We start from the raw sequence: 26,277 nt of genomic DNA, 5'->3' as shown, positions 1-26,277 counted from the left end.
AGTCTTAACAAAAAGAAATAAGCGTCATAAATGACGCCAAAGCCGATCAGCAGATCGGCTTTTTTTTTGCAAACGGGGAGACAAAATGCCAAGTCCAAAACGAAATGTCCCTGGCAAACTTTATAGCATTGCTGATAGCCAGCGATGCGTACAGATCGGGAATCGCCCAGGGACGGCAGATTACAGAAGCTGCTATAGGCGTGACTACGCACGCTTAATTCATTCACCCGCTTTTCGCCGCCTTCAAGGAAAGACCCAACTATTTCCAGGGACGGAAACAGATTTTTTCCGCAATCGGCTCACGCATTCAATTGAGGTAGCTCAGATCGCAAAGACGATCGCGATGAAGCTGAATTCTGAGTGTAAAGAACTTTTGGATGCCGAGCCAAGTCAACGTATTGACTACGATCTAATAGAAGTTGCCGCTCTTGCACATGATATTGGGCACCCTCCATTTGGTCACAATGGCGAGAAGGCACTAAATGAATGCATGCAAGGAATGGGTGGGTTTGAAGGAAATGCCCAATCTTTGCGGATCTTGGCCCGACTCGAAAAACGCCTGGAACAAGGTGTTGATGTCGATCAATCACCTCACCGCAATGGGAAAGACGCGCGCGTAGGATTAAATCTAACCTATCGCTCACTGGCGTCGATCCTCAAATATGATCAACAAATAGGGTTACAGGCGCGGGAAGGAAAGCGCATTGAAAAAGGATTCTACAAGTCAGAGGCAGAGCTAGTTGCAAATATTAAGGCCGCAGTTTTGAAGGAAAGCGGTCAAACTGTAAATCTTGGCGAATTCAAAACAATAGAATGCCAGATTATGGATATTGCTGACGACATCGCATATTCGACCTATGACTTAGAAGACACCTTCAAGGCTGAATTTCTCAGCCCACTTCGTTTACTTTGGAGGACTTCCAGAGATGGTGAAGCCCTTAAAAATGTGCACGAGAAAGTTAATTTTAACCTAGAGAAAGAGGGGATAGGTCGTATTGATGAGAAAGACTTACTTAATCACGTGCAAGATTTGTTTGCCGAGATCTTCGAGGATGGTAATGAAGCGGTGCTGCGCCAATCCCTTGGATATACCGAGCTACTGTCTCAGCAGATAGCCAGTCAAAGCAAAAAATTTGCCCCGAAAACGGTGGTGAAAAACGTACTGAAGACCATCTTTGACAGCAAGCGTGGAATTCAAATGGACGTGCCAGTTTTGAGCGCATACCAGCTATCTGACAGCATAGCGGGCAACGGATATCTCAGAACATCCTTTACTGCATCATTGGTCGGAAATGCTATAGAAGGCGTTGAGATAAGGTACAACGATAGATGCCCGGCTCTTTCTAAAGTTTACCTTAACCAGTTAACTCGAACTCGAGTAGAAATTCTTAAGCACTTAACCTATGAATTAACAATAATGTCCCCTCGCCTCAAGGTTGTTGAGAACAGGGGAGCCGACATTATTAAGGATATATTTGATGTCCTTAGCAAATCGGGTGGAGAGCGCCTACTTCCGGAAGACTATCGAGATCTTCATAGATACCTAGATGGGGCTGAGGACAAGAAGAGAATAATTTGCGACTTCATTGCCTGCATGACTGATCGATATGCACTAGAGTTCTATCGACGCCTTCATGAAGCGGGAGAGTCAATTTTCAAACCTTTCTGAGCTCCGTTGCGTCGCCGCCAGACCCATTACCGACACGTTATCGGCTTCAGGTTTGTCTACTTGGCCAATACCAAGACGGCACCGATCGCGGCAAGTGTCGCTAAGCCCTGCATCTGTGGACTTCGCGGCAATTCGCCCATGAGGAAGCTCGCGTAATGCTCGCAATTGTTGTCGCCGAGACGATAGTTCGCTGATGCCTGCATTGACTCAGCGACCCGCTGAAGAATCGCTCCGTAATCTCCCAATGAAGCTCGGCGCAACTCGCGCAGCTTCCGACCTTGGGCAAATTCTTCAAGCGACACGACTTCATTGCCTTCTGGTGTCCGGTGAGCAACTCGCCCGTCAGGCAATTGAACTCCTACATGATCCCCAATGCCTGACAGCTTGGCGCGTGCAATGACTCGAATCGGCGCTTGTCTCGTGACCATCATGTCTCCCTTTGGCGTTAAGCAGCCAGGCTGATCCGCCCGTGTCTCCCCTTAACGGAATAGTCGTGATCTACGACTACAGGGAAACTGATAGCGTGTTCGCCGGACTCAAGAGCGGAGCTGCCTCTCTATTTGAATCAGGAATCTTGGCCAGGGGACAACAATTCCCCGCTCCCAAGCGCTCCAGCTACCCGGATCGACACCCAGTAGGCTTGCAGCGGCATCCATGGTAAGTCCACGCCGAACGCGGTACGCCGCCATTCGTGACTCAAGATCAACACCATCAGCAAGCAGGCAATATCCAAGAAAGTCGAAGATCCTGGGGCCGAGGCAAACAGGCGGAGTCGTCTGACCTTTCTCCCAATTCGCCACCGTGTCTTTGCTGACACCGATCTCTTTGGCGACCTCGCGCTGGAGCAATCCTTTGGCGAGGCGAACGTGCTTGAGGTGCTCGCCAATGGTGGTAGGAGGCGGTGACTCCGCCTTTGCAGCCCTCTTCCGCACCATTTTTGTGAATGGCAAAAGGGCAACGCGACTATGCCCCTGCGGCCACCACGGCAGCAGCCTGCGCGCCTGCCGCTGCTCGCCGGACATCGTGGCGCGCTACCAGGCCAAGCTCAGCGGCCCGTTTCTGGACCGTATCGACGTGCAGGTCGAGGTGCCGGCCGTGGCGCCGGCCACCCTGGCCGCGGCGGCCGAGGGCGAGAGCAGCGAACAGATGGCCGCCCGGGTGAGCCGCGCCCGCCAGACCGCGCTGGCCCGGCAGGGTTGCAGCAATGCGGAACTGAACGGCCCGCTGCTGGACCATCACTGCCCACTGGATGCGGCAGCCTCGAAGTTTCTGCAAGGCGCCGCCGCCCGGCTGGGCTGGTCGGGCCGCGGCTACCACCGCGTGCTGCGCGTGGCGCGCACCATTGCCGATCTGGCCGAGGCCGAAGCGATCCAGGTCACGCACCTGGCCGAGGCAATCCAGTACCGGAGGGTGCTGAGCGTCGGTTAGGGCGTTGCCTGCAAGCCGAACAGCGCGGCCAGCGCCTCGCGGTACTGCCCCTGGCCCACCGCATTGGTGTTGTGGTGCGAGCCGCCCTCGACGAGCACGAAGCGCTTGGGCTCTGGGGCCCGCTCGAACAGCGCCCGGCCCAGCTCGGGGCTGATCACCCGGTCATCGCTGCCGTGCACGACCAGTACCGGCACCTTGAGCTTGGCGATGCGGTCAGCCGCGTCGAAGCGCTGGGTGATCAGCGGGCCCACGGGCAGCCAGCCCCATTTGTAGCTGCTGGCCACATCGGGAATCGAGGTGAAGCTGCCCTCGACGATCAGGCCGGCGGCAGCGCCCTGCACCTCGCTGGCCAGATGCACGGCGATGGCGCCGCCCAGCGAATGGCCGAACACATAGCGCGGCGTCTGCGGATGGCGAGCGGCCAACCAATCCCAGGCGGCACGGGCGTCCTCATAGGCCATGGCCTCCGAGGGCAGTGCCTTGCTGCTTTGGCCGAAACCGCGGTAGTCGATGCCCAGCACCGAGAAACCCAGCTCCTGCATGCGGCGCATCCGGTTGGCGCTGCCGCGCACGTCCCAGCGGGCGCCATGCAGATAGAGCAGCACCGGCGCATTCGGCCGCTCGGCCGGTATCCACAGGCCATGCAGCCTGACCGGCGCGCCGGCGATGCGGGAGCTGTACTCAATCCACACCTCCTCCATGCCCTGGGCCGCGGCCAGGCCGCCCGACCAGGTGCGGTCGCTGGGCTGGAAGATCCATTCGCGCTGCTTTTCATCCAAGGTGGCGCAGCCGCCCAGCAGGGCGAGACCCGCCACCGCCGCAAGCACCAGGCGGCGCCATGGCAGGGTCGAGGGGAACAACTTCTTCATGGCGGAGTTCGGTGCGAGCCCAAAATCCGAGCATAAGGCAGGCCTGCAAACCGTTGGGCCGCCGGGGCTACTCGGTAGGCCAGATGAACGCCAGATTGCGCTTGGCCGCATCAAAATTGACCAGGTTCGGAAACAGCTCCAGAGCCTGACCCGCGCTCAACCCGAACCACTGGCCCAGCGTGGCGCCGAGCTGGTCCACCGACGTCTGCGGCAACATCGCGCCGTTGGCTATCTGCTGCGGGCTGGTGAAGTCGCCCTTGCCGTCGCCGAGGCCATAGGCCGGGAAGGCGCCGTACAGATCGCGGCCCTTGACCGCCCCGCCCATCACGAAGTGGTGGCTGCCCCAGCCATGGTCGGTGCCATCGCCATTGCTGGTGAAGGTACGGCCGAAGTCGGAGGCGGTGAAGGTGGTGACCTGATTGCCCACGCCCAGGCCCTGAGTCACCATATCGAAATAGCGCAGCGCATGGCTCAGCCTGGCCATCAGATCGGCCTGCTGGCGGTTCTGGCCGTCATGGGTGTCGAAGCCGCCCAGCGAGACGAAGAACACCTGGCGCTTGACGCCCAGGGTCTGGCGGGCGGCAATCATCCGCGCCACCACCTGCAGCTGCTGGGCTAGGCCGTTGGTGGCCTTGGCGCCGGTCAGCGGGTTGTCGTATTGCAGCAGCGGGTCGGCCGCGCCATTGGCCAGGCCCGCCGTGCCGAACGGTGCGTTGCCGGCCGCCGGCAGGGCGCCGCTGAGCAGGGCCTCGGCATCCATGCTGCGGGCAGCCACGGCGGCGTGGTCGCGGGCCAGCAGGTCGTTGCTGCGGGCGCTGCGCATCAGGCCGCGCAGCTTGTCCTGCACCACGGCCGAACCGAACAGGCTGCTGCCGCTGCCACCCACACGTATCGCGCCCTGGCTCGACACCTGGTACTGCATCACCTCGCGCCCGGCCAGCCAGACCGCATTGCCCGAGGTCGAGATGCTGGTGAACAGGGCCGTGCCGTTGTTCGAGGCCAGCAGATCACCCATGCGCCCGCCCCAGCCGACGGTGGCGCCCTCGACGGCGCCGGTCTGCCAGGTCGATTGCTGGTCGTTGTGCGAGAACAGCTTGGGTGGCCTCGCGATGCTGCTGTTGCGGTAGTCGGCCTTGCTCAGCGGCCGCACCAGCGGGCCGATATTGGGCAACACGGCCAGGCGGCCGGCGGCGAACAGATCGCGGGCGCCGCCCATCACCGGGTGCAGCGCGAAGCTGCGGCCCTGGGCGTTAAGGGGGCTCAAGGCCAGCACTCCGCCCAGCCGTGCCGGGCTGCCGGCCGCCGCTGCGGCATTCACCGCGGTGCCGGGTGCGGCCAGCGCAATAGCGTCGCTGCCCTGCTGGCGCACGGCCAGGTAATTGGTCCAGGAGGGCGCATCGGTGGCCAGCACCATGTTGTAGGCATCGTTGCCGCCATACAGAAAGATGCAGACCAGGGCCTTGTAGTCGCCGCCGCTTTGCGCCGCGGCCGTGCCCAGCGCGGCCAGGTTCAGCGCCATGGGGCCGGCGGCGCCCAGTGCCGAATAGGCGCCGGCGCGGCGCAGGAATTCACGGCGCGAGGCCTGGGAGTGATGGATAGCGCTCATGCCAGCCTTCTTCATTTCTGCACCACGAATTCGGGCGACACCGCGCTCAGCAGCACGGCCGCCAGCACACGATTGCGCAGGGCCGTGTCCACCTGCGTCTTGTTGCTGCCATCGGCCTTCAGTGCCGGCACCGCCACCGATTCGACCGCCGTCTGCAGCTCGCGCTTGAAGGCCGCGTTGGCCTGCGGGCCCAGCAGGCGCTGGCTGACCTCGTCCACCAGGGCGGCCGGTTGTGGCGCCAGGGTCAGGACTTGCGTGTAGTCGGGCTGCACATCGCGGCGCGTGGCCTTGCCGTCCAGGCCGCTCTGACCGAAGCCGCGGTCGACGCCGCTGCGCAGATAGTTGGCATAGCCGACGATGCTGGTCTCGTGGGTGATCTGCATCTCCGGCGCGGCCAGGCCCTGGGCCGCCATCAGGCTGTTCGGCGGCACGAAGCCGGGCCGGTAAAAATTGAACACCGAGGGCGCGCGCATCGGCGTCTGGCCCAGCTGGGTGCCGGGGTCGTCGGTGGCGCCGATCAGAAAGCTGCCGGAGTCGGACCTGGCGCCGAAGGCGCGCAGCAAGGCGGTCAGCCGTAGCACCGGTTCGCGCAGCTTGCCGAAGGCTGGGTCGGCTGCGGCCTCGGGCTTGCGCGCCTCGTCGTCCAGCAGCACCGCGCGCAGCATGGCCCGCATATCGCCGCCGGCGCCAAAAGCCGCGGCAGCCCTTTGCACATAGGCCGGGCTGGGGTTGCTGGTGACCAGGCGCTGTATCAGCTGGCGGGCGATAAAGGGCGCCACATTGGGATGGCCGGCCAGCGTGTCCAGCGCCGTCTTCAGGCTGGCGGCGGTACCGGTTTGCGCGGCCACGGTCTGCCCCAGGAACCGCTTCTCGCTGACGGAATGGAACTGGGCATAGGCCTGCATGGGCTGCCACTGGCGGTCCGCATCCTGGCTCTTGCTGCTGCCCCAGAAACGGGCATCCGAGGTGTCAGGCCCGTACCAGCTCCAGCCGGTGAAAACCTTGGCCAGCCCGGAGATGTCCTCGCCGGCATAGGTCTCCAGCGCCTTGCCGGCGGCGTCCTTGCGCACGGTGCCGTCGGCATTGAGCTGCACCAGGCCAATCGAGAACAGCTGCATCACCTCGCGGGCGAAGTTCTCGTCGGGCACGCGGCCGGTGGCCGGGTTCTCCTTCTGGTTGCGCAGATGGGAGAGGTAGATGCCCATCATCGGATGCCGGGCCACCTGCTCCAGCAGCTGCCGGTAGCTGCCGAAGGCATTCGCACCCAGCATGTCCAGATAGCCGGCCACACCGCGCTCGTGGTCGCCGACTTCGCTGCCCTGCATCGAGATCACGAAGATCTGCGACAGCGCGAACACGGTGCGCTGTCGCAGCTGATCTTCACCACTGAGCGCCTGGCGGTAGAAGCCATCCAGCACCTCGCGCTGGCCGGCCCCGGGCGTCGGGTCGGCGGCGCGAATGCGCGCGTCGGCGGCGTCCCACAGCGCACGATGCGAGACCGTCGGCTTGGCGAACTGCTGATCCATCCAGGGCCCATAGCCCAGGCTCATCACGCTCTGGATCTCGGGCTCGGTGGGCCCGAAGGTGGCCTGGGTCAGGAAGCGGAAGGCCTGGTCACGCGTCGGCTTGGGCTCATTGCCGCTGGGCTGCGTGCCGGGCGGGTGCGGAGTGCCGCCACCGTCCGAGGCATCCCCTCCACCACCGCCACAGGCCGCCAACAACAGCGCCGCGAGCAGGCCAGCCAGCCGCGCCCTGCCCGATCGAGTGTACGTACAGATCCCTCCCACCATCAGCCTCCATTGCCGCGCAAAGTCGCGCCTAGCCGGCGAATAGATGCCAAGCAGTGGGAACGGATCTTGCCCCTTGATCGGTTTGGCTGTGGCTACAAAGTGCAAGCAAAGGTGTGGAAGCCCGTAGCTGCTGAGGCTCGCCCCCGAGTCGCCAGTCGCCCGCCACGCCGGTGCCGACATGGACCTGTCATGCGCGCTGCCTACAGTCGCCCGGTAAATACCTAACCGGAGTTGACTCATGACCGTCTTCAAGTACCAGGCCCTCGCCCTGGCTCTCGCCGCCTGCTTCGTCCAGCAGACCGAGGCCGCCACCCTGAACACCCTCAATGGCCAGGCACCGCTGGTGATTGCACACCGCGGCGCCAGCGGCTACCTGCCCGAGCACACCCTGGCCGGCTACGAGCTTGCCGTCAAGCTGGGCGCCGACTACATCGAGCCCGACCTGCAGCTGACCAAGGACGGCTACCTGGTCGCCATGCACGACACGACGCTGAACCGCACGACTAACGTTGCCGCCGTGCTGGGAAAGCGCAACAACAGCTATGCCGTGTCGGGCTACACGCTGGCCGAGATCAAGCAGCTGACTGTGCTGCCCACCGGCACCGGCAAGACCACGTATCCGGGCTTTACGCCGTCATCGCCCGACGCGATGCGCGTGCCGACCTTCGACGAGGTCATCGCCCTGGCCCAGACCCAGAGCGCGCTGACCGGCCGCACCGTGGGCATCTACCCCGAGGCCAAGATTGCCGACCCGCTGATGGAAGACAAGATCCTGTCCACGCTGGCCGGCTTCGGCTATGGCAAGGCCAGCGACAAGGTCGTGATCCAGTCCTTCAGCCTGGATACCTTGACCAGCCTCCGGGCCAAGCAGAACAGCCTGGGCATGACAATCCAGGAGGTCTTCCTGGGCAACTCGGCCGCCGGCTCGTTCACCGACCTGGCGAAGATCGTCAACGGCATAGGCCCGTCGATCACGAACAATGGCGCCAACGCCGTGACCGCGGCCTACATCGAGGCCGCCCATGCCGCCGGCCTGATGGTTCATGGTTACACCTTCGCGCAAGCCAATCCGGATCTGGCCGCCGCGCAATACGACAAGTACTTCGGCTGGGGCATGGACGGTGTGTTCACGAACTACACCGATCTGGGCGTGACGGCCCGCAACGAACTGATGGCCGCGGTGCCCGAACCCGGCAGCTATGCACTGATGCTGGGTGGCCTGGGCTTGCTGGGGCTGGTGCGCCGCCAGCGTCGAGGCTGACGGGCCAGCGCTGGCGCACTCAGAGCAAGGGCGCCAGCGCCCGTTCCGCCAGCTCCTTGCTCAAGGCCATCCGCCGCGCCCAGTCGGCCACCTGGTCGGCGGCGATCTTGCCGACGTTGAAGTAGGCCGCTTCCGGGTGGGCGAAGTAGAAGCCGCTGACGCTGGCGGCCGGGGTCATGGCCATGCTGTCGGTCAGGCCCATGCCGATTTCCTCGGGTGCCAGCACGCGGAAGACCTCGCGCTTGACCAGATGGTCCGGGCAGGCCGGGTAGCCGGGTGCGGGGCGGATGCCGCGGTACTTCTCGGCGATCAGGTCTTCCTTGCTGAGGCTCTCGTCTGTCTGGTAGCCCCAGAACTCGGTGCGCACGCGCTGGTGCAGGCGCTCGGCAAAGGCCTCGGCCAGGCGGTCGGCGATGGCCTTGAACATGATGGCCGAGTAGTCGTCCAGATCCGCGACGAACTGGGCCTCCTTCTTCTCGACACCCAGACCGGCGGTGACGGCGAACAGACCGATGTAGTCGGGCACCGTGCCCTTGGGCGCGATGAAGTCCGACAGGCAACGATTCGGACGCTTGACCCCATCGACGACCGGCCGCTCCGACTGCGTGCGCAGGCCATGCCAGGTCATCAGCACCTCGCTGCGCGTCTCGTCGGTGTAGATCTCGATATCGTCATCGTTCACCTGGGCGGCCGGATAGAGGCCGAACACGCCGCTGGCCTGCAACCAGCGGCCGGCGATCAGGCGCTGCAGCATGCGCTTGCCGTCGCTGAACACCCGCTGGGCCTCGGCGCCGACGACCTCGTCCTTGAGGATGGCCGGGAATGGCCCGGCCAGGTCCCAGGTCTGGAAGAACGGGCCCCAGTCGATGTACTCGGCCAGCTCGGCCAGGTCGTAGTTGCGTATCACGCGACGGCCGATGAACTTGGGCACCGGCGGCTGGTAGGCGGTCCAGTCAACCGCATGCTTGTTGGCGCGGGCCGCGGCCAGCGTGACCATCGGCGTCTGCTTCTTGCTGGCGTGCAGCTGGCGCACCTGCTCGTAGTCGGTCTTCAGGTCGGCGATGAACTGGGCGGCGCGATCGTCGCTGAGCAGCTCGCTGCACACGCCGACGCTGCGCGAGGCATCGGGCACATAGACCACCGGGCCGGTGTAGTGCGGCGAGATCTTCACCGCCGTGTGCACGCGGCTGCAGGTGGCGCCGCCGATCAAGAGCGGCGTCTGGCGCGAGCGGAAATGCTCGTCGCGCTGCATCTCGGCGGCCACATGCTGCATTTCCTCAAGACTGGGCGTGATCAGGCCGGACAGGCCGATGATGTCGGCCCCCTCCTCCTTGGCCTTGGCCAGGATGTCCTGGCAGGCCACCATCACGCCCATGTTCACAACCTCGAAGTTGTTGCACTGCAGGACCACGGTGACGATGTTCTTGCCGATGTCGTGCACATCGCCCTTGACGGTGGCGATGACGATCTTGCCCTTGGGCTTGGCCTCGCCGCCCGCCGCCACCATGGCCAGCTTCTCGGCCTCGATATAGGGCAGCAGATGGGCCACGGCCGACTTCATCACGCGTGCCGACTTCACCACCTGGGGCAGGAACATCTTGCCGGCGCCGAACAGGTCCCCGACCACATTCATACCGGCCATCAACGGGCCCTCGATGACATGCAACGGCCGGCCGCCCTTGGCCTGTATCGCCTGCCAGGCCTCCTCGGTGTCTTCGGTGATGAAGTCGGTGATGCCGTGCACCAGCGCGTGGCTCAGGCGATGGTCCACATCGCCGGCACGCCAGGCCAGGCGGGCGGTGTCGTCCTTGGCCATGCCCTTGGCGCGCTCGGCGACCTCGATCAGCCGTTCACCTGAATCAGGCCGGCGGTTCAGCACCACGTCCTCGACGCGCTCGCGCAGCTCGGCATCGAGGTCGTCATACACGCCCACCATGCCGGCGTTGACGATGCCCATGTCCATGCCCGCCTGGATGGCGTGGTACAGGAACACCGTGTGGATGGCCTCGCGCACCGGCTCATTGCCGCGGAAGCTGAAGCTCACGTTCGACACCCCGCCGCTGACCTTTGCGCCGGGCAGGTTCTGCTTGATCCAGCGCGTGGCGTTGATGAAATCGACCGCGTAGTTGTCGTGCTCCTCGATGCCGGTGGCAATGGCGAAGATATTCGGGTCGAAGATGATGTCCTCGGCCGGGAAGCCGACCTCGTCGACCAGGATGCGGTAGGCCCGCGCACAGATCTCGGTCTTGCGCTCGAAGGTGTCGGCCTGGCCCTTCTCGTCGAAGGCCATCACCACGGCGGCGGCGCCGTAGCGGCGCACCAGCTTGGCCTGGCGGCGGAACTCCTCCTCGCCCTCCTTCATCGAGATCGAGTTGACGATGCCCTTGCCCTGGATGCACTTCAGGCCGGCCTCGATCACGCTCCATTTGGAACTGTCGATCATGATGGGCACGCGGGCGATCTCGGGCTCGCCAGCAATCAGGTTCAGGAAGCGCACCATCGCGGCCTTGCTGTCCAGCATGGCCTCGTCCATATTGATGTCTATCACCTGGGCGCCGTTCTCGACCTGCTGGCGCGCCACGGCCAGCGCCTCCTCGAACTGACCATTCAAGATCATCCGCGCAAAGGCCTTGGAGCCGGTCACATTGGTGCGCTCGCCGATATTGACGAACAGCGTGCCGGGGCCGATGTCCACCGGCTCCAGGCCGGACAGCTTCATCGGCGGCGGGGTCAAGGTAGCGGGGTTTGCGGATTCGTCGGACATGGCGGCCTCTACAACTCGTATTGAGGGCCGCACACTCACCACGGCCCTGCTGGGTTCGGGTGAGCGCCGTTGACATGGCTGGGGAGCCATTGTCCGAGCCTGGCAAGACGGGCACCGCACTGTGGCGGCTCACCGGTTTGTCGCAACGCTCCTCGGACCAAGCGCAATTCTAGGGCAAGGCCGGGTGATTCCACGATTGCGATCGGTTCAAGCTTGCCCCAGACTCGCCGAAATTCCAGTAACTACCCCCAAGACTGCACAGTGCGCCTGATCCCCCTGCCCACCAACAGCGTGCGCCCCGGCCGCCCGCTGCCGTTTGCACTGCGCGACGCCGCCGGCCATCTGCTGCTGGCCCGCGGCCAGACGGTAGGCTCCCAGGCCCAACTGGAGGCCATGGTGGCGCGCGGCCTGTGGGTGGACGAACAGGAGTCCGAGGCCTACCGCAAGGAATTCGCCCAGGCGATGGATGCCATGGTGCGCCAGGACCAGCTGCTGGGCAATATCGCCAAGGCCAAGCCCGACATCAAGGTCAGCGCCGAGGGCGCCAAGGCCGAGACGGTGGCCGGTTGGCCCGACCTGCAGATGCGCGCCCACACGCTGCTGCGCGACCCCAAGCCGGAGGACTTTCTGCCGCGGCTGGAGAAACTGCGCGAAGACATGCTCTGGCACCTGAAGAACGATGCCGACGGCAGCCTGTTGCAGCTGATACACCAGGCCAGCCTGGACATCCGCCACTACAGCGCCAGCCACGCGATGCTGGTGATGGTGGCCTGCCATATGGCCTATCAGCAACTGCCCTGGGCGCTGGACTGGCAGCGCCCGCTGGAGCTGGCCGCGCTGACGATGAATATCGCCACCACCGGCCTGCAGGACCTGCTGGCCGAGCAGATCGACCCGGTCACGGCCGAGCAGCGCAGCAAGATCAACGACCACGCCCAGGCCTCGATGGATCTGCTGCAGACCCTGGGCGTGCATGAGCCACTGTGGCTGGACGCTGTGTTCTTCCACCACGCTCACGTGCCCGGCCCGCTGGCCAAGCGCCCGCCCGGGCAGCAACTGGCGCGGCTGATACAGCGCGCCGATGTGTTCGGCTCGCGCCTGAGCCCGCGCCGCAACCGCAGGGCACTGGCCGCCTCGGCCGCGGCCCAGGCCGCCTATCTGGACGAGAACAAGCAGGCCGACGAGGCCGGCGCGGCGCTGATCAAGGCGCTGGGCATCTATCCGCCGGGCTGCCTGGTGCGGCTGGCCAATGGCGAGGTGGCGGTGGTGCTGAAGCGCGGCCGCGCGGCCAATGCGCCGCTGGTGGCCAGCGTGGTCAGCAAGAGCGGCACGCCGCTGGGCGAACCGGCCGTGCGCGACACCCGCCTGCAGACCCAGGCGGTGACGGGTAGCGTGGCGCCGCATGAGCTGCGGCTGCGGCTGAATATGGAGCGGCTTTTGAAGCTGTCTTAGCTGCTGGCTTCCCGGATTGCATCCGGGCTACCGTAGCCCGGATGCAATCCGGGGCCTACCCGATCACGCCGCCAACAAATCGCTGAACATCTTCTGGCCCCGCAGCCGCGGCTTGTAGGCCGAGACCCGCTGCGCGATCGCGGCAATATGGTCCGGCGTCGTGCCGCAGCAGCCGCCGACGATGTTCAGGAAGCCGCTGCGGGCGAACTCTTCCATCTGCGCGCCGGTCACTTCCGGGGTTTCGTCGAAGCCGGTGTCGCTCATCGGGTTGGGCAGGCCGGCGTTCGGATAGCAGCTCACGAACGTGTCGCCGGCCACCTTGGCAAGCTCCTCGATGTAGGGGCGCATCAGGGTCGCGCCCAGCGCGCAGTTCAGGCCGATGGCGATCGGCCGGGCGTGGCGCACCGAGTGCCAGAAGGCGGTCACCGTCTGGCCCGACAGGATGCGGCCCGAGGCATCGGTCACCGTGCCGGAGATGATCACCGGCAGGCGTTCACCGGTGTCTTCCATCAGCTCGTCGAGCGCGAAGATCGCGGCCTTGGCATTCAGCGTGTCGAAGATGGTCTCGACCAGGAACAGGTCGGCCCCCCCCTCCAGCAGGCCGCTGGCCTGTTCGTAGTAGGCGGCGCGCAGCGTGTCGAAGTCCACATTGCGGGCGCCGGGGTCATTGACATCGGGGCTGATGCTGGCGGTGCGCGGCGTCGGGCCCAGGGCGCCGGCCACCAGGCGGGGGCGATCCGGGGTGCTGAACTTGTCGCAGGCGGCGCGGGCCAGCCGGGCGGCCACCACATTCATCTCGCGCGCCACATGGGCCAGCTCATAGTCCTCCTGCGCCACCGTGGTCGCGCCGAAGGTATTGGTCTCGATGATGTCGGCACCGGCGGCCAGGTATTGCTCGTGGATCTCGCTGATCACATCGGGGCGGGTGAACTGCAGGAGCTCGTTATTGCCCTTCAGGTCCTTGCCATGGTCGGCAAAGCGCGTGCCGCGGTAATCGCCCTCGCCCAGCTTGTAGCGCTGGATCATCGTGCCCATGGCGCCGTCGAGCACGACGATGCGTTGTTGCAGAATGCCAGGCAGGGCGGCGGCGCGGGTGTAACGAGGGTTGGGCGATGCGTTCATGTCCGGCATCCTAGCAAGTCAGTCAAAACCCCACAGGAATCCATGAAGCATCTGCTGCCCAAAGAAGCCCATCAATACCTGGCCGAGCACCCGGATGCCCTGTTCGTCGATGTCCGCATGGAGATCGAATACCTCTATGTGGGCCACCCGCCCGGCGTCGTCCATGTGCCCTGGTACGAATACCCCGAGATGCAGGTGGATGCGGCCCAGTTCGCCCGCCAGGTGACTCGAGAAGCCGGTGGCGACCTGAGCAAGCCGGTGGTGCTGCTGTGCCGCTCGGGAAGGCGCACGATTCCGGCCGGCGAGGCGCTGGAGGCGGCCGGCTTCACCGAGGTGGTGAACGTGGTGCACGGCTTCGAGGGCGAGCTGGACGAGAACTTCCGCCGCGGCAGCCTGAACGGCTGGCGCCATGACGGCCTGCCTTGGGAGCAGATGTAAATGGCCGAAGTCACCGGCATCGACCACATCTACATCACCGTGTCCGACCCCGCGCGCTCGGAGGCCTTCTATGACCAGGTGCTGATGCAGACGCTGGGCTTTCGCAAGAACCGCTTCACGCTGGGCGGCGAGCCCCATGTGCAGTACTACAACCGGCTGTTCGGCTTCGTGCTGCGGCCGGCACGCGTCCAGACCCCGCACGAGCCCTATGCCCCGGGCCTGCACCATTTCTGCCTGCGGGTGGACAACATCGCCGATGTGCAGGCTGTTGCCGAGCAGCTGATCGCCGCCGGCATTGCCGCGACACCGGCCAAGAACTATCCCGACTACGCCCCCGACTACTGGGCGACCTTCTTCACAGACCCGGACGGCGTGCGGCTGGAGGTCACCAACTACCGCCAGGAGCGGCGCGACCGCCACGACGGCTGGGACCGGGCCTGAGCGACCCATGGCCAAAGACGCCGCGCAGGGCCGGCCGCCGGCGCAACTCCAGTTCGATCTGACCTCGATGAAGGTCTTCGTCGCCACGGCCGAGCTGGGCGGGGTGACCAAGGCCTCGGAGCGGCTGGCCCTGGCCGGCGCGGCGGTGTCGCGGCGCATCCAGGACCTGGAGACCCAGTTCGGCCTGCCGCTGTTCGAGCGCCGCCCCCACGGCATGGCGCTGACCGAGGCCGGCCGCGCGCTGCTGGTCCATGCGCGCAGCATCCTGCACACCGCCAGCCGCATGCAGGACGAGGCGGCGTCCTACCGCCATGGCGTCAAGGGGGTGGTGCGCATCGCCGCCTGCAAGTCGGTGGTGCTGCAGTTCCTGCCCGCCGATCTGCAGCGCTGCGCCCAGGCCTGCCCGGGCGTGCGCATCGAGCTGCAGGAGATGAACAGCCAGGGCGTGCTCCAGGCGATGGACCGCCATGCCGCCGACCTGGGCATCTTCGAGGCGACGATGGGCCCGGTCGAATGGGCCACCCAGCCCTATCGCGAAGACCGGCTGATCGTGCTGGCGCCGCGCGACCATGCGCTGGGCGCCCTGGCCAGCGTGACGCTTGAGGACATCCTGCCCTGGGAATTGATAGGCCTGGAGGAAGGCTCGGCCATCGCCATCGCGCTGGCCCGTCATGCCGCCGAGGCCGGCCGGGTGCTGCGCATGCGCACCCGGGTCAGCAGCTTCGACAGCATGGCCGCGATGGTGGCCCAGGGCGCCGGCATCGCGGTGATGCCGATGGCCGTGGCCGCGGCGATCGCCCGCTCGCCGGGCCTGCGCCGCATTCCCATCCACGAGTCCTGGGCACTGCGCCAGTTCCTGCTCTGCCTGCAGGCCCCCGAGGCCCTGTCGACGGCGGCGCGCGGCGTGCTCGCGGTGCTGGCGTCATCGCAAAACGCGAACGCAGGTTCGGCCAAATAGCGATGGCCGCCGGGGCGGCGGCGTCGGATAGTCCGCAGGCACCGCAGCCAGCGGGATGTCCGGAGACACGCACATGATTCGACGCAGAACCTTCGCCCTGGCCGCTGCCGCCAGCCTGGCAGCACCGATGATCCGCGCCCAGCCCGCCGGCCCGGTGCGCATCATCGTCGGCTTCGCCCCCGGTGGCGGCACCGACATCCTGGCCCGGGTGATGGCGCAGAAGCTGTCGACGATGTGGGGTACCCAGGTGCTGGTCGAGAACCGCGCCGGCGCCACCGGCGTGATCGCCGCCGACTATGTGTCCAAGCAGGCGCCAGACGGCCTGACCCTGCTGATGGCCCATATCAACAGCCATGCCATCGCCCCGGCCATCTTCCCGAAGATGCCCTACGTGGCCGAACGCGACTTCTCGCCGATCGCCCTGGTCGGTGTGACGCCCAATCTGCTGATCTGCGGCGATCAGCAACCGGCACGCAGCGTCAAGGACGTGGTCGAGCTGTGCCGCAAGAACCCGGGCAAGATCGGTTTCGGCTCGGCCGGCAACGGTTCGGCGCAACACCTGGCCCTGGAGATGTTCAAGCTGGCCGCCGGTGTCGACGCCATCCATGTGCCCTACAAGGGCTCGGGCCCGATGCTGACCGACCTGATGGGCGGCCAGATCCAGTACAGCTTCGACACCATGACCGCCGCCACCCCCCATGTGAAGAGCGGCAAGGCAATTGCCATCGCGCAGACACGGCTGGCGCGCAGCCCCGGCCATGCCAGCGTGCCGACGATGGCCGAATCCGGCTTCCCCGGTTTCGAGGCCACCACCTGGTACGGCCTGGTCGGCCCGGCCAAGCTGCCGGTGGCCACCGTGCGCCGCATCAACGAAGACGTCAACAAGGTGCTGGCCATGGCCGATGTGGTGGAACGTTTCGGCCAGTACGGCGCCGAGGACGGCGGCGGCTCGGCCGACAAGTTCGGTGCCTTCATGCAGGCCGAGTCGCGCAAATGGGCCAAGGTGGTGAAAGACGCCAACGTCAAGGTGGACGCATGACAACTCAGCCTGAACGCCCTCAGCCGCTGGCCGGCGTGCGGGTGCTCGACGTCAGCCAGGTCATGGCCGGTCCCTATGCGTGCATGCTGCTGGGCGATATGGGCGCCGACGTGATCAAGATCGAACCGCCCAAGGGTGGCGACCAGACCCGCGGCGCCATGGGCTTCAAGATGAAGGGAAGCGACAGCATGGGCTTCCTGAACATGAACCGCAACAAGCGCAGCGTGACCCTGAACCTGAAGTCCGAGGCGGGGCGGGCGCTGCTGTTCAAGCTGGTGGAGAGCGCCGACATCCTGGTCGAGAACTACCGGCCCGGGGTGATGAAGCGGCTGGGCATCTCGTACGAGGACTGCCAGAAGATCAACCCGCGTCTGGTCTACGTCAGCATCTCAGGCTTCGGCCAGACCGGGCCCTGGGCGAATAGGCCGGGCTTCGATCTGATGGCCCAGGCCATGTCCGGCGTGATGAGCGTCACCGGCTACCCCGGCGGCCCCCCGGTCAAGGCCGGCGTGCCGGTGGCCGACATCGGCTGCGCGCTGTTCGCCACCTATGCGATGCTGGCCGCCCACATCGGCAGCAAGGCCACCGGCCAGGGCCAGTACATCGACGCCTCGCTGTTCGACTCGGCGATGGCCTTCTCGATCTGGGACATGTCGGAGTACTGGGGCACCGGCCGCCCACCCGAGCCCCTGGGCACGGCCAACCGCATGAGCGCGCCCTATCAGGCCATGGCCTGCGCGGACGGCCACTTCGTGATGGGTGCGACCAACCAGAAGCTCTGGCACCAGCTGTGCCTGACCTTGGGGCGACGCGAGCTGCTGGACGACGAGCGCTTTGCCACCGTCTCGCTGCGCCTGCAGCACCGGCTGGCGCTGGTGGCCGAGCTGGAGCGGAGCTTCAAGCAGCAGACCAGCGACTACTGGGTGGAGACCCTGCTGGCCGCCGGCATACCGGCCGGGCCCATCCTCAGCTACCCCGAGGCCTTCGAGGGCGAGCATGGCCGGGTGCGTCAGATGCGCATGGAGATAGGCCACCCGGTCGAGGGCACGGTGCCGAACATCGGCTTTGCGGTCAAGCTCTCGGGCACGCCGCAGCAGGTGCGCCGCCACCCGCCGCTGCTGGGCGAGCACACCGACGAAGTGCTGGCCGAACTGGGCATAGGCGCCGCCGAGCGCGCGACACTCGAACAACAGGGAGCCTTCGCCCATGAGCTCTGACGACGGCGCGGTGCGCCTGAGCATTGCCGAGGGCGCGGCGGCGGTGGTGTTCGACCGCCCCGCCGCGCGCAACGCGATGACCTGGACCATGTACGAGCAGCTGGGTGCGATCTGCGAACGGCTGGCCGCGGACCGAAGCGTGCGGGTCGCCACCCTGCGCGGCCTCGGCGGCCAGGCCTTTGTGGCCGGCACCGATATCGCGCAGTTCATGTCCTTCTCCAACGGAGACGACGGCGTGGCCTACGAACGCCGCATCGACCAGGGCATTGCGCTGATCGAGGCCCTGCCCATGCCCACCGTGGCGGTGATCGAGGGCTTTGCCATCGGCGGCGGCCTGGCCATCGCCACCGCCTGCGACTTCCGCATCGCCAGCACCGGCTCCCGCTTCGGCGTGCCGATTGCCCGCACGCTGGGCAACTGCCTGTCTATCGCCAATCTGGCGCGGCTGTCGGCGGCCTTTAGCCCACAGCGCGTCAAGCGCATGCTGTTGCGCGCCGAGCTGATCTCGGCCGACGAGGCGCTGGCCTGCGGCTATCTGCAGCAGCTGTGTGCCGCGGGCGAGCTGGACGCCGCCGCCGCCACGCTCTGCGCCGAGCTGGCCGCGCTGGCCCCGGTGACGCAGCGCGTGTCCAAGGAAGGCCTGCGCCGCTTGACCGCGCAGCGCATGCCCGAGGGCGATGACCTGATACGTCAGTGCTATGGCAGCGCCGACTTCCACGCCGGCGTGGCCGCCTTTGTGGCCAGGCAGCCGCCCCGCTGGACGGGTGACTGACCCAGTCCTTTCGTCGGACCGCGCCCCGGTGCGTACGATAGGGGCATGAATGCAAGCAGCAACGTGGTCTGGGTGGCCGGTGCCAGCGGCCTGGTGGGCCGCGCCCTGCTCGATGTGCTGGCCCGCCAGCCGGTGCAGGTGCATGCGCTGCTGCGGCGGCTCCAGGCCCTGCCCAGCCACCCGCGGCTGACCCAGCACCAGGTGGACTTCGGCCGCGCCGACCTGGGCGCACGTTTGCCCGTGCCAACGGCCATCTACATCGCCTTGGGCACGACGATCGCCCAGGCCGGCTCGCAGGAGGCCTTTCGCGCCGTCGATCTGGACGCGGTGCTGACCGTGGCGCGCGCTGCCCGCGCACAGGGTGCCAGCCGTTGCGCCGTGGTGTCGGCGCTCGGCGCCGATCCGAAGTCGGCGGTGTTCTACAACCGCGTCAAGGGCGAGATGGAACAGGCGCTGGCGCAGCTGGGCTTTGCCCGGCTGGTGATTGCCCGGCCCTCGCTGCTGGTCGGCGACCGGGCGACGCTGGGCCAGACCGAGCGTGCCGGCGAGCGCTGGGCCCTGCGCCTGAGCGGGCCCCTGCTGCCGCTGATACCGAAGCGCTGGCGCCCGATCACCGCAGCCCGGGTGGCCGGCGCCCTGGCGCTTGCGCTGGCACAAGACGGCCCGGGCTTCAGCGTGCTGGAATCCGCCCAGATGCAGGACTTCAACGCAGAACAGGGGAACCCATGAAACTGAGCTTTCTCGGCGCCGCCGACAGCGTGACCGGATCACGCCACCTGCTGGACACCGGCGAACGCCGGCTCTTGCTGGACTGCGGCATGTTCCAGGGCTACAAGGTGCTGCGCGAGCGCAACTGGGCACCCTTCGGCGTGGCACCGCACACCATCGACGCGGTGCTGCTGTCCCATGCCCATCTGGACCACAGCGGCTATATCCCGGCCTTGGTCGCCCAGGGCTTCAAGGGTCAGATTTTCTCCACCGGCGCGACCCGCGATCTGTGCGAGGTGCTGCTGACCGACAGCGCCCACCTGCAGGAGGAGGACGCCCGACGCGCCAACCGCTCCGGCACCTCGCGGCATGACAAGGCACTGCCGCTTTACACCACGGCCAACACCAGGAAGGCGCTGACCCATTTCGTCGGTGTGCCACGCGATGGCCATCTGCGCCTGGGCGGGGCCGAGATCCGCTTCACGCCGGTGGGCCACCTGCTGGGCGCCTCGGCGATCTCGGTGCAGGCAGGCGGCAAGACCGTCGTCTTCTCCGGCGATCTGGGCCGCAGCAACGACTTGCTGATGCCGGCGCCGCAGCAGGTGTTCGAAGCCGATGTGCTGCTGATCGAGTCGACCTACGGCAACCGTCTGCACCCGGCCGAGGATGTTGAGCAACGGCTGGGTCAGGTCATCCGCAACACCTTGAAGCGCGGGGGCACGGTCTTGCTGCCCAGCTTCGCCGTCGGCCGTGCCCAGGCCCTGCTGCTGGTGCTGCAGCGGCTGCGCCAGTCCGGTGAACTGCCCTGGGACGTGCCGATCTACCTCGACAGCCCGATGGCCACCGAGGCCACCGAGATCACGCTGAAGCACCGCAAGCTGCTGCGCGTGTCCTCGGCCGAGATCGCCAACCTGAGCGATGGCGTGAAGACCATCAGCAAGTCGGCCGACTCGTTGAAGACCGCCAGGCTGGTCGCGCGCCACAGCGCCATCGTCGTCTCGGCCAGCGGCATGGCCACCGGCGGGCGGGTGCTCAACTATCTGCAGACCTTGGCGCCCGATGCCCGCCACCACATCTGCTTCCCCGGCTTCCAGGTCGGCGGCACCCGAGGCGCCAAGCTGATCGCCGGCGCGCGCGAGGTCAAGATCCAGGGCGAGTTCATCACCGTCAACGCCGAGGTCAGCCATCTCGAGGGCTTCTCCGGCCATGCCGACGCCGACGGGCTGATGGCCTGGATGCGCGGCTTCAAGCGCGCGCCGGCCCAGGTCTATGTCGTGCACGGCGAACCCGAGGCCAGCGACGCACTGCGCTGCCGCATCCAGGACGAGCTGGGCTGGAAGGTGCGCGTGCCACAGCACGGCGAGACGGTGGACATTGGATGAGGGCGAGTCTCAGCGCCAAGATCATCGCGGTCTGCAACACCAAAATCGCGAAGAACGGCCCCGGTGTCGGCCTGTCGTTCTATGCATTTTTCGCCAACCGAAATGACGACCCGCCGCTGCTGATGGAGGCCGCTCAGTGGTGGATACTGACGCATGGCCTCGACCATTTCGAGAAGGCGGAGAAGATCAGGCTGATGGTCGAGCGCGGCGATTGAGCAGCGTCACCGACCTCAATTTTCAAGCGTCCCATGCAGATACGTAGGGCATCAGCCTCAGACCTACCGCCCTTTGTCGCCTTGCAGCTGGCCGGCTGGAGGCTCGCCTACCGAGACCTGCTGCCAGCATCACTTCTCGGGCCGCAGTTGGAGCAGGAAAAGAAGGCATTCTGGGCGCTGCGCTTTGCGCAGCAAACCGAGAACCAGTTGCTCGCCGTGGTCAGCGAGGGTGGCAAATGCCTCGGCCTCGTCTGCGCGTTTCGCGCGGCTCCGGTTGATGGCGGCTGCTATATCGAACACATCTATGTGGCCCCTGAGGCGCATCGCCGAGGCCTTGGGCGCGAGCTGATGTCCTACGCCGTACGCTAGTGCGCAAGCGCCTACCCGGAAGCCAGCCTGGCCCTGTCGGTCGTCGAGCAGAACCTCCCTGCAGTGGCGTTCTATCGAAGCCCTGGAGGCGTTGCGGAAGCTACAGCGGCCTGGCATCCATCGGCCGAAAATTGCTTGCCCTGTCAAAAGCTGTCATGGCCTGACATGGGCAGGCTTTTCGGCGAGGCGCCCTCCATCGAGACGCGCACAGCGCCTTGATGACCCCCTGGCAAGCGCAGGTATGCGCTGCCCTGCCCGGGCCATACAGTTGAGCCGCAATGCAGCCCGGGAGTTGCCCATGTCATTCAAAGCCGCCTGGTTCCGCGACCGCCTGAGGAAGAAGGTCAGGCAGGGCTTTCAAGGCTACCCCGTGGCCACAGTCAGCTACTACGGGCCCGATGACCAGACGGCCAGCAAGGTGGCGGTCGGGATTCTTCTGATCGAGGGTGGTGAGGTGGCCTTTCTCGAACGCTGGTACAGCCAGGGCGGGGACATCAGGCTGGATCCAGACGTGAATGAGGCGATCGTGCATTTCATTCAGCAGCATGGCGTCAGGTCGGTGATCTCGCCGGACCGGATCATTGGCTGTCCCCATGAGGAAGGCACGGACTACCCGGACGGAGAGAAGTGCCCGACCTGCGGCTTCTGGGCGACGCGGGATCGCTACACGGGCGAGATCATTCAATGAGTGATCGCAGTGCATCGGCAGCCGATTTGCACAGGCGACTTGCCACGATTGCCAGTGCCAGCCCGTGGTTCATGGATGCGCTTCATGCCGTGCGCTCGCTTGCGTTGCCCGATTGGTGCATTGGCGCAGGCGCTGTGCGCAATCTCGTTTGGGACGCTTTGCACCACAAGGCCTCGCCGTCGCGACTCGCCGATGTGGACGTCGCCTATTTCGATGCAGGCAACCTCTCGCCGCAACAAGACCGCGACCTGCTGTCAACACTGCAGTCCTTGCAGCCCGCAGTGCCATGGGAGGTCACCAACCAGGCCGGCGTCCATCTCTGGTTCGAGGCGCACTTTGGTCATGCGGTCCTGCCCCTGCTGTCGCTCGAAGACGCGGTCGCCTCCTGGCCCGAGTACGCGACCGCCGTGGGCCTGTCGCTGGATCCGGATGGCGCGCTGAAGGTCATCGCCCCACACGGCCTGGATGATTTGTTCGGCATGGTGGTGCGCCGCAATCCGGCACGCGTCAGCATAGCGACCTATCGCCAACGCGTGGCGCAAAAGCGTTATGCCGAGCGTTGGCCGCGGGTTAGAGTTGAGGCATGTTGAGCCCGAGTCACAAAGTTCCTCTCGCCAAGCGCATCGTGTGCGCAGCAGCCGGCGCCCTCGCCGGCTACGCGCTCTGGGCCTCCTACCATCAAGTGAACTGGTTCTCCACCGAAGCCCTGGTCGCCATCATTCACTCATTGCAGCCGCTGGCTGCTTGGATCGATGGCCACACGTTCGACTTTGTGGCGCTGGCGCTGATCACTGTCGCCAAGGCGGCACCCGGCTCGATAGGCCTGGGCTTGATCAGCGGCATGCTGTTGCGCAGCCTGCCCTACCCTCGCTGGTTTGCCTACGCCGTGCTGCTGTTTCCGATCGGCGCCTACCTTGCCAGCTTCGCCCTGCTGCGCGATCTGACCGGCATGGCGGGCGCAGGCTTCACCCACCAGCTCTGGGAGAACCGCAGTCACGCCGTGCTGATCGGTTTCGCGATCTATACCTTGTTCTTCAGCACCCTGCTTGCTGCATACACGTGCAGTACCGGCAAGAAGCGGCCAGCTCGCACAAGGCATGCCACTGGTTGATGAAACTCGTCACCGCGTTTCTTGCGGGCCTTGCCAGCTACGTGCAGACGCTGCAACGCGGCTGGTCCGCGGACAATGCGCGCGGTGCGTTGGCAGGGCAGGAGGAGTGGAAGAAGATTGCGAACAATGCCGGCGATCCTGGCCCTGCAGATTGAGCAGAACGGCAATGGAGCTTGAACGATGACCGAGCTGAAAACCAAACCCACCGCAGCCAACGTCGAGACCTATGTCGGCGCCATCGCCGACCCCAATCGGCGCGCGGACTGCTGGACACTGATCGAACTGATGAGCCGGGCCACCGGCAGCGAGCCGCGCATGTGGGGCAGCAGCATCGTCGGTTTCGGCAGCTACCACTACCGCTATGCCAGCGGCCATGAGGGTGACGCCTGCCTGACCGGTTTCGCCTCGCGCAAGTCTGACTTGACGCTGTACATCACGCCGGGCTTCGAGCGCTATCAGCACCTGCTGGCGCGTCTGGGAAAGCACAGGGTGGCAAAAAGCTGTCTCTATCTGAAGCGGCTGGCCGATGTCGATCTGGAGGTGCTGGGCGAGTTGATCGAACAGTCGGTGCGGGAGACCAGCGCTCACCATCCACCGAGCGGCGCCTGAGTTGACGCCACCCGGCGCCTGGCCTACAAACAGCACTCCGCACCTTTGCGGCTGAGGAGTTCGCATGAAACGCGTCACCGGCATTGGCGGCATCTTCTTCAAGGCCAAGGACCCGGCCGCCCTGCGCGCCTGGTATCAGAAACACCTGGGGATGAACGTCGAGGCCTGGGGCGGCATGGCCTTCCCCTGGGCCGGGCCCGACAACCCCAAGGGCGAGGGCGTGACGATCTGGACCGTGTTCGACCCCGACAGTACGTACTTCGCGCCCAGCACAAGCCCCTTCATGGTGAACTACCGCGTCGCCGATCTGCATGGCCTGGTGGCGCTGCTGCGCGAGGAGGGCTGCAACGTCGATGCCAAGGTCGAGGAGTCCGAGTACGGCAAGTTCGCCTGGGTGATGGACCCCGAAGGCAACCGCATCGAGCTCTGGGAGCCGCCGCCGGGGCAATAGCGACAACGGCTACTTCGGCGAGAAGCGCAGCAGCTGATTGCTCTGGCTCCAGTTCAGGCGCGACAGCACATCCATGCCCAGCAGCGGCTTGTCGCTGAGGCCGGGCAGCACCAGTATCTGCAGGCGTTCGGCGTGCACGCCGCCGTCCAGCCGCACATCGACCCTCGCCAGCTGGCCCGTGGCCGTGCCACCGGCGGTGTTGGTGTGTACCTGGCCATAGAGCGTCAGGCCCAGCTCCCGCGCCAGCGACAGCGGAATCGCCGTGCCGCTGGCGCCGGTGTCGATCAGGAACTCGACCGGCGCGCCATTGATGCGGCCGGCCCAGTGGTAGTGGCCGTCAGGCGCGCGGGCGATCTCGATCACGCCCTCGTTGAGCACGAAGCGCGAGCGCTGCTGCTCGCGCTCCCACCATTTGAAGCCCATGAAGACGACGGTGCCCAGCAAGAGCCAGAGGGTGATGATCTTCAGGGTGCCGGGCAGTTCGCGCATGCAGGGTCGGCGGCACTGCCGCTGAAAGGGGGTGGCACCGATGTTAGCCGCCGACGGGTGGTAGATTCGGCGACCCCGTCCCCTGCCCGCACTGAAAGAGCCCCTTGAGCGAAGAACTGAACCCTGCCGCCGACACCTTTGAACCCGTTCAGGAAGCGCTGCTGTGGCAGGACGAGATCTGGACCGCCCGCGTGATCAAGAACGAGGAGGACGAGGGCTGGGCGGTGGCTATGACGCGCCATGGCGAGTCCGAGCCGGCCCTGGTCGCGCCCTGGACCATGGGCCGCGACAAGAAGAACCCCAAGCCGCTCAGCGCCCCGGCCTTCCACACCTGGGTGAAGACGGCTAACGAGGTGCTGCGCCGCCATGAGCAGCAGCTGCACGCCCAGCTGCACAAAAATCTGAAGCTGAGCGTCAATGGTGCCAGCTACCTGGTCACGCTGGACATCGTGCCCGACGAGGACGATGCCCACGCCTGGCTGGCCGCCGCCGATGAGGACGGCGCCCAGCTGGCTCGGGTTCGCGTGGCGCCGAACTTCAAGCTGAACAACACCAGCGCGACGAGCTGGATCGAGAACGAGTTCCAGAAGCCGCGGTGATAGGCCTCGGGCTTACAGGCCCATGCCGCCGTCGATGATCAGCTCGGCACCGACGGTGAAGCTCGCCTCGTCCGAGGCCAGGAAGACCACCGCCTTGGCGATCTCGCTCGGTTCGCCGAAGCGGCCGGCCGGCACCTGGCCCAGGATGGCGGCCGCCGTCTTCTGCAGGTCGGTGTCCGACATGCCCAGCTTGCCGTAGAGCGGCGTCGAGACCGGGCCCGGGCTGACCGCATTGACGCGGATGCCGCGGCCTATCAGCTCGCCCGATAGCGTGCGCGCCAGGCTCAAGAGACCGGCCTTGGTGGCCGCGTAGACGCTGGAATTGGGCATGCCGATGTGCGCGTTGATCGAGGTGTTCAGCACCACCGAGGCCGGATTGGCCAGAATGGGCAGCAGCGCCTGCATCAGGAACAGAGGGCCCTTCAGGTTGATGGCCAGGCTGCGGTCGAAGGCGGCCTCGTCCCAGTCTGCCAGCGGCCGCAGTTCGGCCACACCGGCGTTGATGAACACGGCGTCCAGCCCGCCAAAGGCCTCCTTGACGGCCAGCGCCAGACCGGCCTGGGCGCCAACGTCGCCGGCGTCGGCACGCAGGATCAGCACGTCCTGGCCCAACTCGCGGCGGGCTTGTTCGATGGTTTGCGGGTTGCTGCCGGTGATGGCCACGCGGGCACCCTCGGCGAGGAATTGGCGGGCGGTTTCCAGGCCGATGCCGCTGGTGCCGCCGGTGATCAGGGTGCGCTTGCCTGTGAGTCGGTTCATGAGTTTCTCCAGTGAGGTTGAGAGGAAGTCGGCACGGGCTCAGCACCGATGTCTCCAATGTAGGCTTCAGC

The 26,277-nt window shown here is 65.7% G+C and carries 29 protein-coding genes, 1 pseudogene and 1 riboswitch; of the genes and pseudogenes, 21 read left to right on the top strand and 9 right to left on the bottom strand.

Features of this window, described 5'->3' with window-relative positions:
- Positions 1-85: 85 nt before the first annotated feature.
- A complete protein-coding gene (dgt, locus tag DES47_RS26915; protein ID WP_133703877.1) occupies positions 86-1,669 on the top strand; it encodes a dGTP triphosphohydrolase in 1,584 nt (527 codons plus the stop codon).
- A gap of 56 nt (positions 1,670-1,725) precedes the next feature.
- On the opposite strand, the gene DES47_RS26910 is transcribed toward dgt, so the two are convergent.
- Both DES47_RS26910 and DES47_RS29745 read right to left on the bottom strand, forming a co-directional pair.
- Positions 1,726-2,097: a C40 family peptidase gene (locus DES47_RS26910; RefSeq protein WP_133703876.1), complete on the bottom strand. Its 372-nt coding sequence runs from the start codon at positions 2,095-2,097 to the stop codon at positions 1,726-1,728.
- A 108-nt stretch (positions 2,098-2,205) separates the two neighbouring features.
- Positions 2,206-2,604, bottom strand: a complete 399-nt coding sequence (locus DES47_RS29745) for a helix-turn-helix domain-containing protein (RefSeq protein ID WP_425057491.1) — start codon at positions 2,602-2,604, stop codon at positions 2,206-2,208.
- 31 nt (positions 2,605-2,635) lie between these two features.
- Between DES47_RS29745 and DES47_RS26900 the strand changes: the two are divergent.
- Positions 2,636-3,097, top strand: a pseudogene (locus tag DES47_RS26900) (magnesium chelatase subunit ChlI family protein); the annotation flags it as partial.
- On the opposite strand, the gene DES47_RS26895 reads toward DES47_RS26900, so the two are convergent.
- From DES47_RS26895 to DES47_RS26885, 3 genes are all read right to left on the bottom strand, one after another.
- Positions 3,094-3,966 (bottom strand): alpha/beta hydrolase, encoded by an 873-nt coding sequence (locus tag DES47_RS26895; RefSeq protein WP_133703873.1) that lies wholly within the window; start codon positions 3,964-3,966, stop codon positions 3,094-3,096. The pseudogene DES47_RS26900 and the gene DES47_RS26895 overlap by 4 nt on opposite strands.
- Before the next feature lie 67 nt (positions 3,967-4,033).
- Entirely contained in the window at positions 4,034-5,572 is a 1,539-nt protein-coding gene (locus DES47_RS26890) for a DUF1501 domain-containing protein (RefSeq protein ID WP_133703872.1), read from the bottom strand.
- 11 nt (positions 5,573-5,583) lie between these two features.
- A complete protein-coding gene (locus tag DES47_RS26885; RefSeq protein ID WP_133703871.1) occupies positions 5,584-7,362 on the bottom strand; it encodes a DUF1800 domain-containing protein in 1,779 nt (592 codons plus the stop codon).
- Positions 7,363-7,600: 238 nt separating this feature from the next.
- Between DES47_RS26885 and DES47_RS26880 the strand changes: the two genes are divergently transcribed.
- Positions 7,601-8,623, top strand: coding sequence for a glycerophosphodiester phosphodiesterase family protein (locus DES47_RS26880; RefSeq protein ID WP_133703903.1), 1,023 nt, complete (start codon positions 7,601-7,603; stop codon positions 8,621-8,623).
- 19 nt (positions 8,624-8,642) lie between these two features.
- On the opposite strand, the gene metH is transcribed toward DES47_RS26880, so the two are convergent.
- Positions 8,643-11,477 carry a methionine synthase gene (gene metH / locus DES47_RS26875; RefSeq protein WP_166652199.1) on the bottom strand — a complete coding sequence of 945 codons (2,835 nt, stop codon included), beginning with the start codon at positions 11,475-11,477 and terminating at the stop codon, positions 8,643-8,645.
- Positions 11,442-11,547, bottom strand: a riboswitch (S-adenosyl-L-homocysteine riboswitch). It overlaps the preceding gene by 36 nt.
- 101 nt (positions 11,548-11,648) lie before the next feature.
- Between metH and DES47_RS26870 the strand changes: the two genes are divergently transcribed.
- The gene (locus DES47_RS26870) at positions 11,649-12,839 is read left to right on the top strand and encodes an HD-GYP domain-containing protein (protein ID WP_133703869.1); all 1,191 of its coding nucleotides are present in this window, start codon (positions 11,649-11,651) and stop codon (positions 12,837-12,839) included.
- 63 nt (positions 12,840-12,902) lie between these two features.
- Here the strand turns inward: DES47_RS26870 and DES47_RS26865 are convergent, their stop codons facing one another.
- Positions 12,903-13,961, bottom strand: coding sequence for a homocysteine S-methyltransferase family protein (locus DES47_RS26865; protein WP_133703868.1), 1,059 nt, complete (start codon positions 13,959-13,961; stop codon positions 12,903-12,905).
- A 42-nt stretch (positions 13,962-14,003) separates the two neighbouring features.
- Between DES47_RS26865 and DES47_RS26860 the strand changes: the two genes are divergently transcribed.
- The 16 genes from DES47_RS26860 (at position 14,004) to DES47_RS26790 (ending at position 24,359) form a co-directional block, all read left to right on the top strand.
- Positions 14,004-14,399, top strand: a complete 396-nt coding sequence (locus tag DES47_RS26860; RefSeq protein WP_133703867.1) for a rhodanese-like domain-containing protein — start codon at positions 14,004-14,006, stop codon at positions 14,397-14,399.
- Positions 14,400-14,840 carry a VOC family protein gene (locus tag DES47_RS26855; protein WP_133703866.1) on the top strand — a complete coding sequence of 147 codons (441 nt, stop codon included), beginning with the start codon at positions 14,400-14,402 and terminating at the stop codon, positions 14,838-14,840. It begins immediately after the preceding gene.
- 7 nt (positions 14,841-14,847) lie between these two features.
- Positions 14,848-15,798 carry a LysR family transcriptional regulator gene (locus DES47_RS26850; RefSeq protein WP_133703865.1) on the top strand — a complete coding sequence of 317 codons (951 nt, stop codon included), beginning with the start codon at positions 14,848-14,850 and terminating at the stop codon, positions 15,796-15,798.
- 76 nt (positions 15,799-15,874) lie between these two features.
- On the top strand, positions 15,875-16,837 hold the full coding sequence (locus DES47_RS26845) for a tripartite tricarboxylate transporter substrate binding protein (RefSeq protein WP_133703902.1): 963 nt from the start codon (positions 15,875-15,877) through the stop codon (positions 16,835-16,837).
- Complete coding sequence (locus DES47_RS26840; protein ID WP_133703864.1) at positions 16,834-18,054, top strand: CaiB/BaiF CoA transferase family protein; 1,221 nt, start codon at positions 16,834-16,836, stop codon at positions 18,052-18,054. The genes DES47_RS26845 and DES47_RS26840 overlap by 4 nt, the downstream gene beginning before the upstream one ends.
- Positions 18,044-18,826, top strand: coding sequence for an enoyl-CoA hydratase/isomerase family protein (locus DES47_RS26835; RefSeq protein WP_133703863.1), 783 nt, complete (start codon positions 18,044-18,046; stop codon positions 18,824-18,826). Before DES47_RS26840 ends, DES47_RS26835 begins: the two co-directional genes overlap by 11 nt.
- 45 nt (positions 18,827-18,871) lie before the next feature.
- Positions 18,872-19,555 carry an NAD(P)H-binding protein gene (locus DES47_RS26830; protein WP_133703862.1) on the top strand — a complete coding sequence of 228 codons (684 nt, stop codon included), beginning with the start codon at positions 18,872-18,874 and terminating at the stop codon, positions 19,553-19,555.
- On the top strand, positions 19,552-20,916 hold the full coding sequence (locus DES47_RS26825; RefSeq protein WP_133703861.1) for an MBL fold metallo-hydrolase RNA specificity domain-containing protein: 1,365 nt from the start codon (positions 19,552-19,554) through the stop codon (positions 20,914-20,916). Before DES47_RS26830 ends, DES47_RS26825 begins: the two co-directional genes overlap by 4 nt.
- A complete protein-coding gene (locus DES47_RS26820) occupies positions 20,913-21,131 on the top strand; it encodes a DUF6500 family protein (protein ID WP_133703860.1) in 219 nt (72 codons plus the stop codon). The genes DES47_RS26825 and DES47_RS26820 overlap by 4 nt, the downstream gene beginning before the upstream one ends.
- Positions 21,132-21,212: 81 nt before the next feature.
- On the top strand, positions 21,213-21,500 hold the full coding sequence (locus tag DES47_RS26815; protein ID WP_166652198.1) for a GNAT family N-acetyltransferase: 288 nt from the start codon (positions 21,213-21,215) through the stop codon (positions 21,498-21,500).
- Between the two features lie 298 nt (positions 21,501-21,798).
- Positions 21,799-22,188, top strand: a complete 390-nt coding sequence (locus DES47_RS26810; RefSeq protein WP_133703858.1) for a hypothetical protein — start codon at positions 21,799-21,801, stop codon at positions 22,186-22,188.
- Entirely contained in the window at positions 22,185-22,778 is a 594-nt protein-coding gene (locus DES47_RS26805) for a nucleotidyltransferase family protein (protein ID WP_243748480.1), read from the top strand. Before DES47_RS26810 ends, DES47_RS26805 begins: the two co-directional genes overlap by 4 nt.
- The gene (locus tag DES47_RS26800) at positions 22,772-23,299 is read left to right on the top strand and encodes a hypothetical protein (RefSeq protein WP_133703857.1); all 528 of its coding nucleotides are present in this window, start codon (positions 22,772-22,774) and stop codon (positions 23,297-23,299) included. The genes DES47_RS26805 and DES47_RS26800 overlap by 7 nt, the downstream gene beginning before the upstream one ends.
- Positions 23,299-23,454 (top strand): hypothetical protein, encoded by a 156-nt coding sequence (locus DES47_RS28870; protein WP_166652197.1) that lies wholly within the window; start codon positions 23,299-23,301, stop codon positions 23,452-23,454. The genes DES47_RS26800 and DES47_RS28870 overlap by 1 nt, the downstream gene beginning before the upstream one ends.
- A 25-nt stretch (positions 23,455-23,479) precedes the next feature.
- Positions 23,480-23,908 carry a DUF1801 domain-containing protein gene (locus DES47_RS26795; RefSeq protein ID WP_133703856.1) on the top strand — a complete coding sequence of 143 codons (429 nt, stop codon included), beginning with the start codon at positions 23,480-23,482 and terminating at the stop codon, positions 23,906-23,908.
- A 64-nt stretch (positions 23,909-23,972) separates the two neighbouring features.
- A complete protein-coding gene (locus tag DES47_RS26790) occupies positions 23,973-24,359 on the top strand; it encodes a VOC family protein (RefSeq protein WP_133703855.1) in 387 nt (128 codons plus the stop codon).
- A 9-nt stretch (positions 24,360-24,368) separates the two neighbouring features.
- On the opposite strand, the gene DES47_RS26785 is transcribed toward DES47_RS26790, so the two are convergent.
- Positions 24,369-24,848, bottom strand: coding sequence for a retropepsin-like aspartic protease family protein (locus tag DES47_RS26785; RefSeq protein WP_133703854.1), 480 nt, complete (start codon positions 24,846-24,848; stop codon positions 24,369-24,371).
- Positions 24,849-24,952: 104 nt separating this feature from the next.
- On the opposite strand from DES47_RS26785, the gene DES47_RS26780 reads away from it, so the two are divergent.
- Complete coding sequence (locus DES47_RS26780; RefSeq protein WP_133703853.1) at positions 24,953-25,447, top strand: hypothetical protein; 495 nt, start codon at positions 24,953-24,955, stop codon at positions 25,445-25,447.
- 12 nt (positions 25,448-25,459) lie between these two features.
- On the opposite strand, the gene DES47_RS26775 is transcribed toward DES47_RS26780, so the two are convergent.
- Positions 25,460-26,206 (bottom strand): SDR family oxidoreductase, encoded by a 747-nt coding sequence (locus tag DES47_RS26775; RefSeq protein ID WP_133703852.1) that lies wholly within the window; start codon positions 26,204-26,206, stop codon positions 25,460-25,462.
- Positions 26,207-26,277: the final 71 nt, after the last annotated feature.

The sequence above is a fragment of the Roseateles toxinivorans genome (genome assembly GCF_004362525.1).
Lineage (GTDB): Bacteria > Pseudomonadota > Gammaproteobacteria > Burkholderiales > Burkholderiaceae_C > Paucibacter > Paucibacter toxinivorans.
The sequence above is the reverse complement of the archived record's forward strand: the minus strand, read 5'-3'. Positions and strand labels throughout refer to the sequence as shown.

Coding starts and splice junctions, on each gene's coding strand:
- dgt (WP_133703877.1), top strand. CDS start 86: ATGCCAAGTCCAAAACGAAATGTCCCTGGCAAACTTTATAGCATTGCT.
- DES47_RS26910 (WP_133703876.1), bottom strand. CDS start 2,097: ATGGTCACGAGACAAGCGCCGATTCGAGTCATTGCACGCGCCAAGCTG.
- DES47_RS29745 (WP_425057491.1), bottom strand. CDS start 2,604: ATGGTGCGGAAGAGGGCTGCAAAGGCGGAGTCACCGCCTCCTACCACC.
- DES47_RS26895 (WP_133703873.1), bottom strand. CDS start 3,966: ATGAAGAAGTTGTTCCCCTCGACCCTGCCATGGCGCCGCCTGGTGCTT.
- DES47_RS26890 (WP_133703872.1), bottom strand. CDS start 5,572: ATGAGCGCTATCCATCACTCCCAGGCCTCGCGCCGTGAATTCCTGCGC.
- DES47_RS26885 (WP_133703871.1), bottom strand. CDS start 7,362: ATGGTGGGAGGGATCTGTACGTACACTCGATCGGGCAGGGCGCGGCTG.
- DES47_RS26880 (WP_133703903.1), top strand. CDS start 7,601: ATGACCGTCTTCAAGTACCAGGCCCTCGCCCTGGCTCTCGCCGCCTGC.
- metH (WP_166652199.1), bottom strand. CDS start 11,477: ATGGCTCCCCAGCCATGTCAACGGCGCTCACCCGAACCCAGCAGGGCC.
- DES47_RS26865 (WP_133703868.1), bottom strand. CDS start 13,961: ATGAACGCATCGCCCAACCCTCGTTACACCCGCGCCGCCGCCCTGCCT.
- DES47_RS26860 (WP_133703867.1), top strand. CDS start 14,004: ATGAAGCATCTGCTGCCCAAAGAAGCCCATCAATACCTGGCCGAGCAC.
- DES47_RS26855 (WP_133703866.1), top strand. CDS start 14,400: ATGGCCGAAGTCACCGGCATCGACCACATCTACATCACCGTGTCCGAC.
- DES47_RS26850 (WP_133703865.1), top strand. CDS start 14,848: ATGGCCAAAGACGCCGCGCAGGGCCGGCCGCCGGCGCAACTCCAGTTC.
- DES47_RS26840 (WP_133703864.1), top strand. CDS start 16,834: ATGACAACTCAGCCTGAACGCCCTCAGCCGCTGGCCGGCGTGCGGGTG.
- DES47_RS26835 (WP_133703863.1), top strand. CDS start 18,044: ATGAGCTCTGACGACGGCGCGGTGCGCCTGAGCATTGCCGAGGGCGCG.
- DES47_RS26830 (WP_133703862.1), top strand. CDS start 18,872: ATGAATGCAAGCAGCAACGTGGTCTGGGTGGCCGGTGCCAGCGGCCTG.
- DES47_RS26825 (WP_133703861.1), top strand. CDS start 19,552: ATGAAACTGAGCTTTCTCGGCGCCGCCGACAGCGTGACCGGATCACGC.
- DES47_RS26820 (WP_133703860.1), top strand. CDS start 20,913: ATGAGGGCGAGTCTCAGCGCCAAGATCATCGCGGTCTGCAACACCAAA.
- DES47_RS26810 (WP_133703858.1), top strand. CDS start 21,799: ATGTCATTCAAAGCCGCCTGGTTCCGCGACCGCCTGAGGAAGAAGGTC.
- DES47_RS26805 (WP_243748480.1), top strand. CDS start 22,185: ATGAGTGATCGCAGTGCATCGGCAGCCGATTTGCACAGGCGACTTGCC.
- DES47_RS26800 (WP_133703857.1), top strand. CDS start 22,772: ATGTTGAGCCCGAGTCACAAAGTTCCTCTCGCCAAGCGCATCGTGTGC.
- DES47_RS28870 (WP_166652197.1), top strand. CDS start 23,299: ATGAAACTCGTCACCGCGTTTCTTGCGGGCCTTGCCAGCTACGTGCAG.
- DES47_RS26795 (WP_133703856.1), top strand. CDS start 23,480: ATGACCGAGCTGAAAACCAAACCCACCGCAGCCAACGTCGAGACCTAT.
- DES47_RS26790 (WP_133703855.1), top strand. CDS start 23,973: ATGAAACGCGTCACCGGCATTGGCGGCATCTTCTTCAAGGCCAAGGAC.
- DES47_RS26785 (WP_133703854.1), bottom strand. CDS start 24,848: ATGCGCGAACTGCCCGGCACCCTGAAGATCATCACCCTCTGGCTCTTG.
- DES47_RS26775 (WP_133703852.1), bottom strand. CDS start 26,206: ATGAACCGACTCACAGGCAAGCGCACCCTGATCACCGGCGGCACCAGC.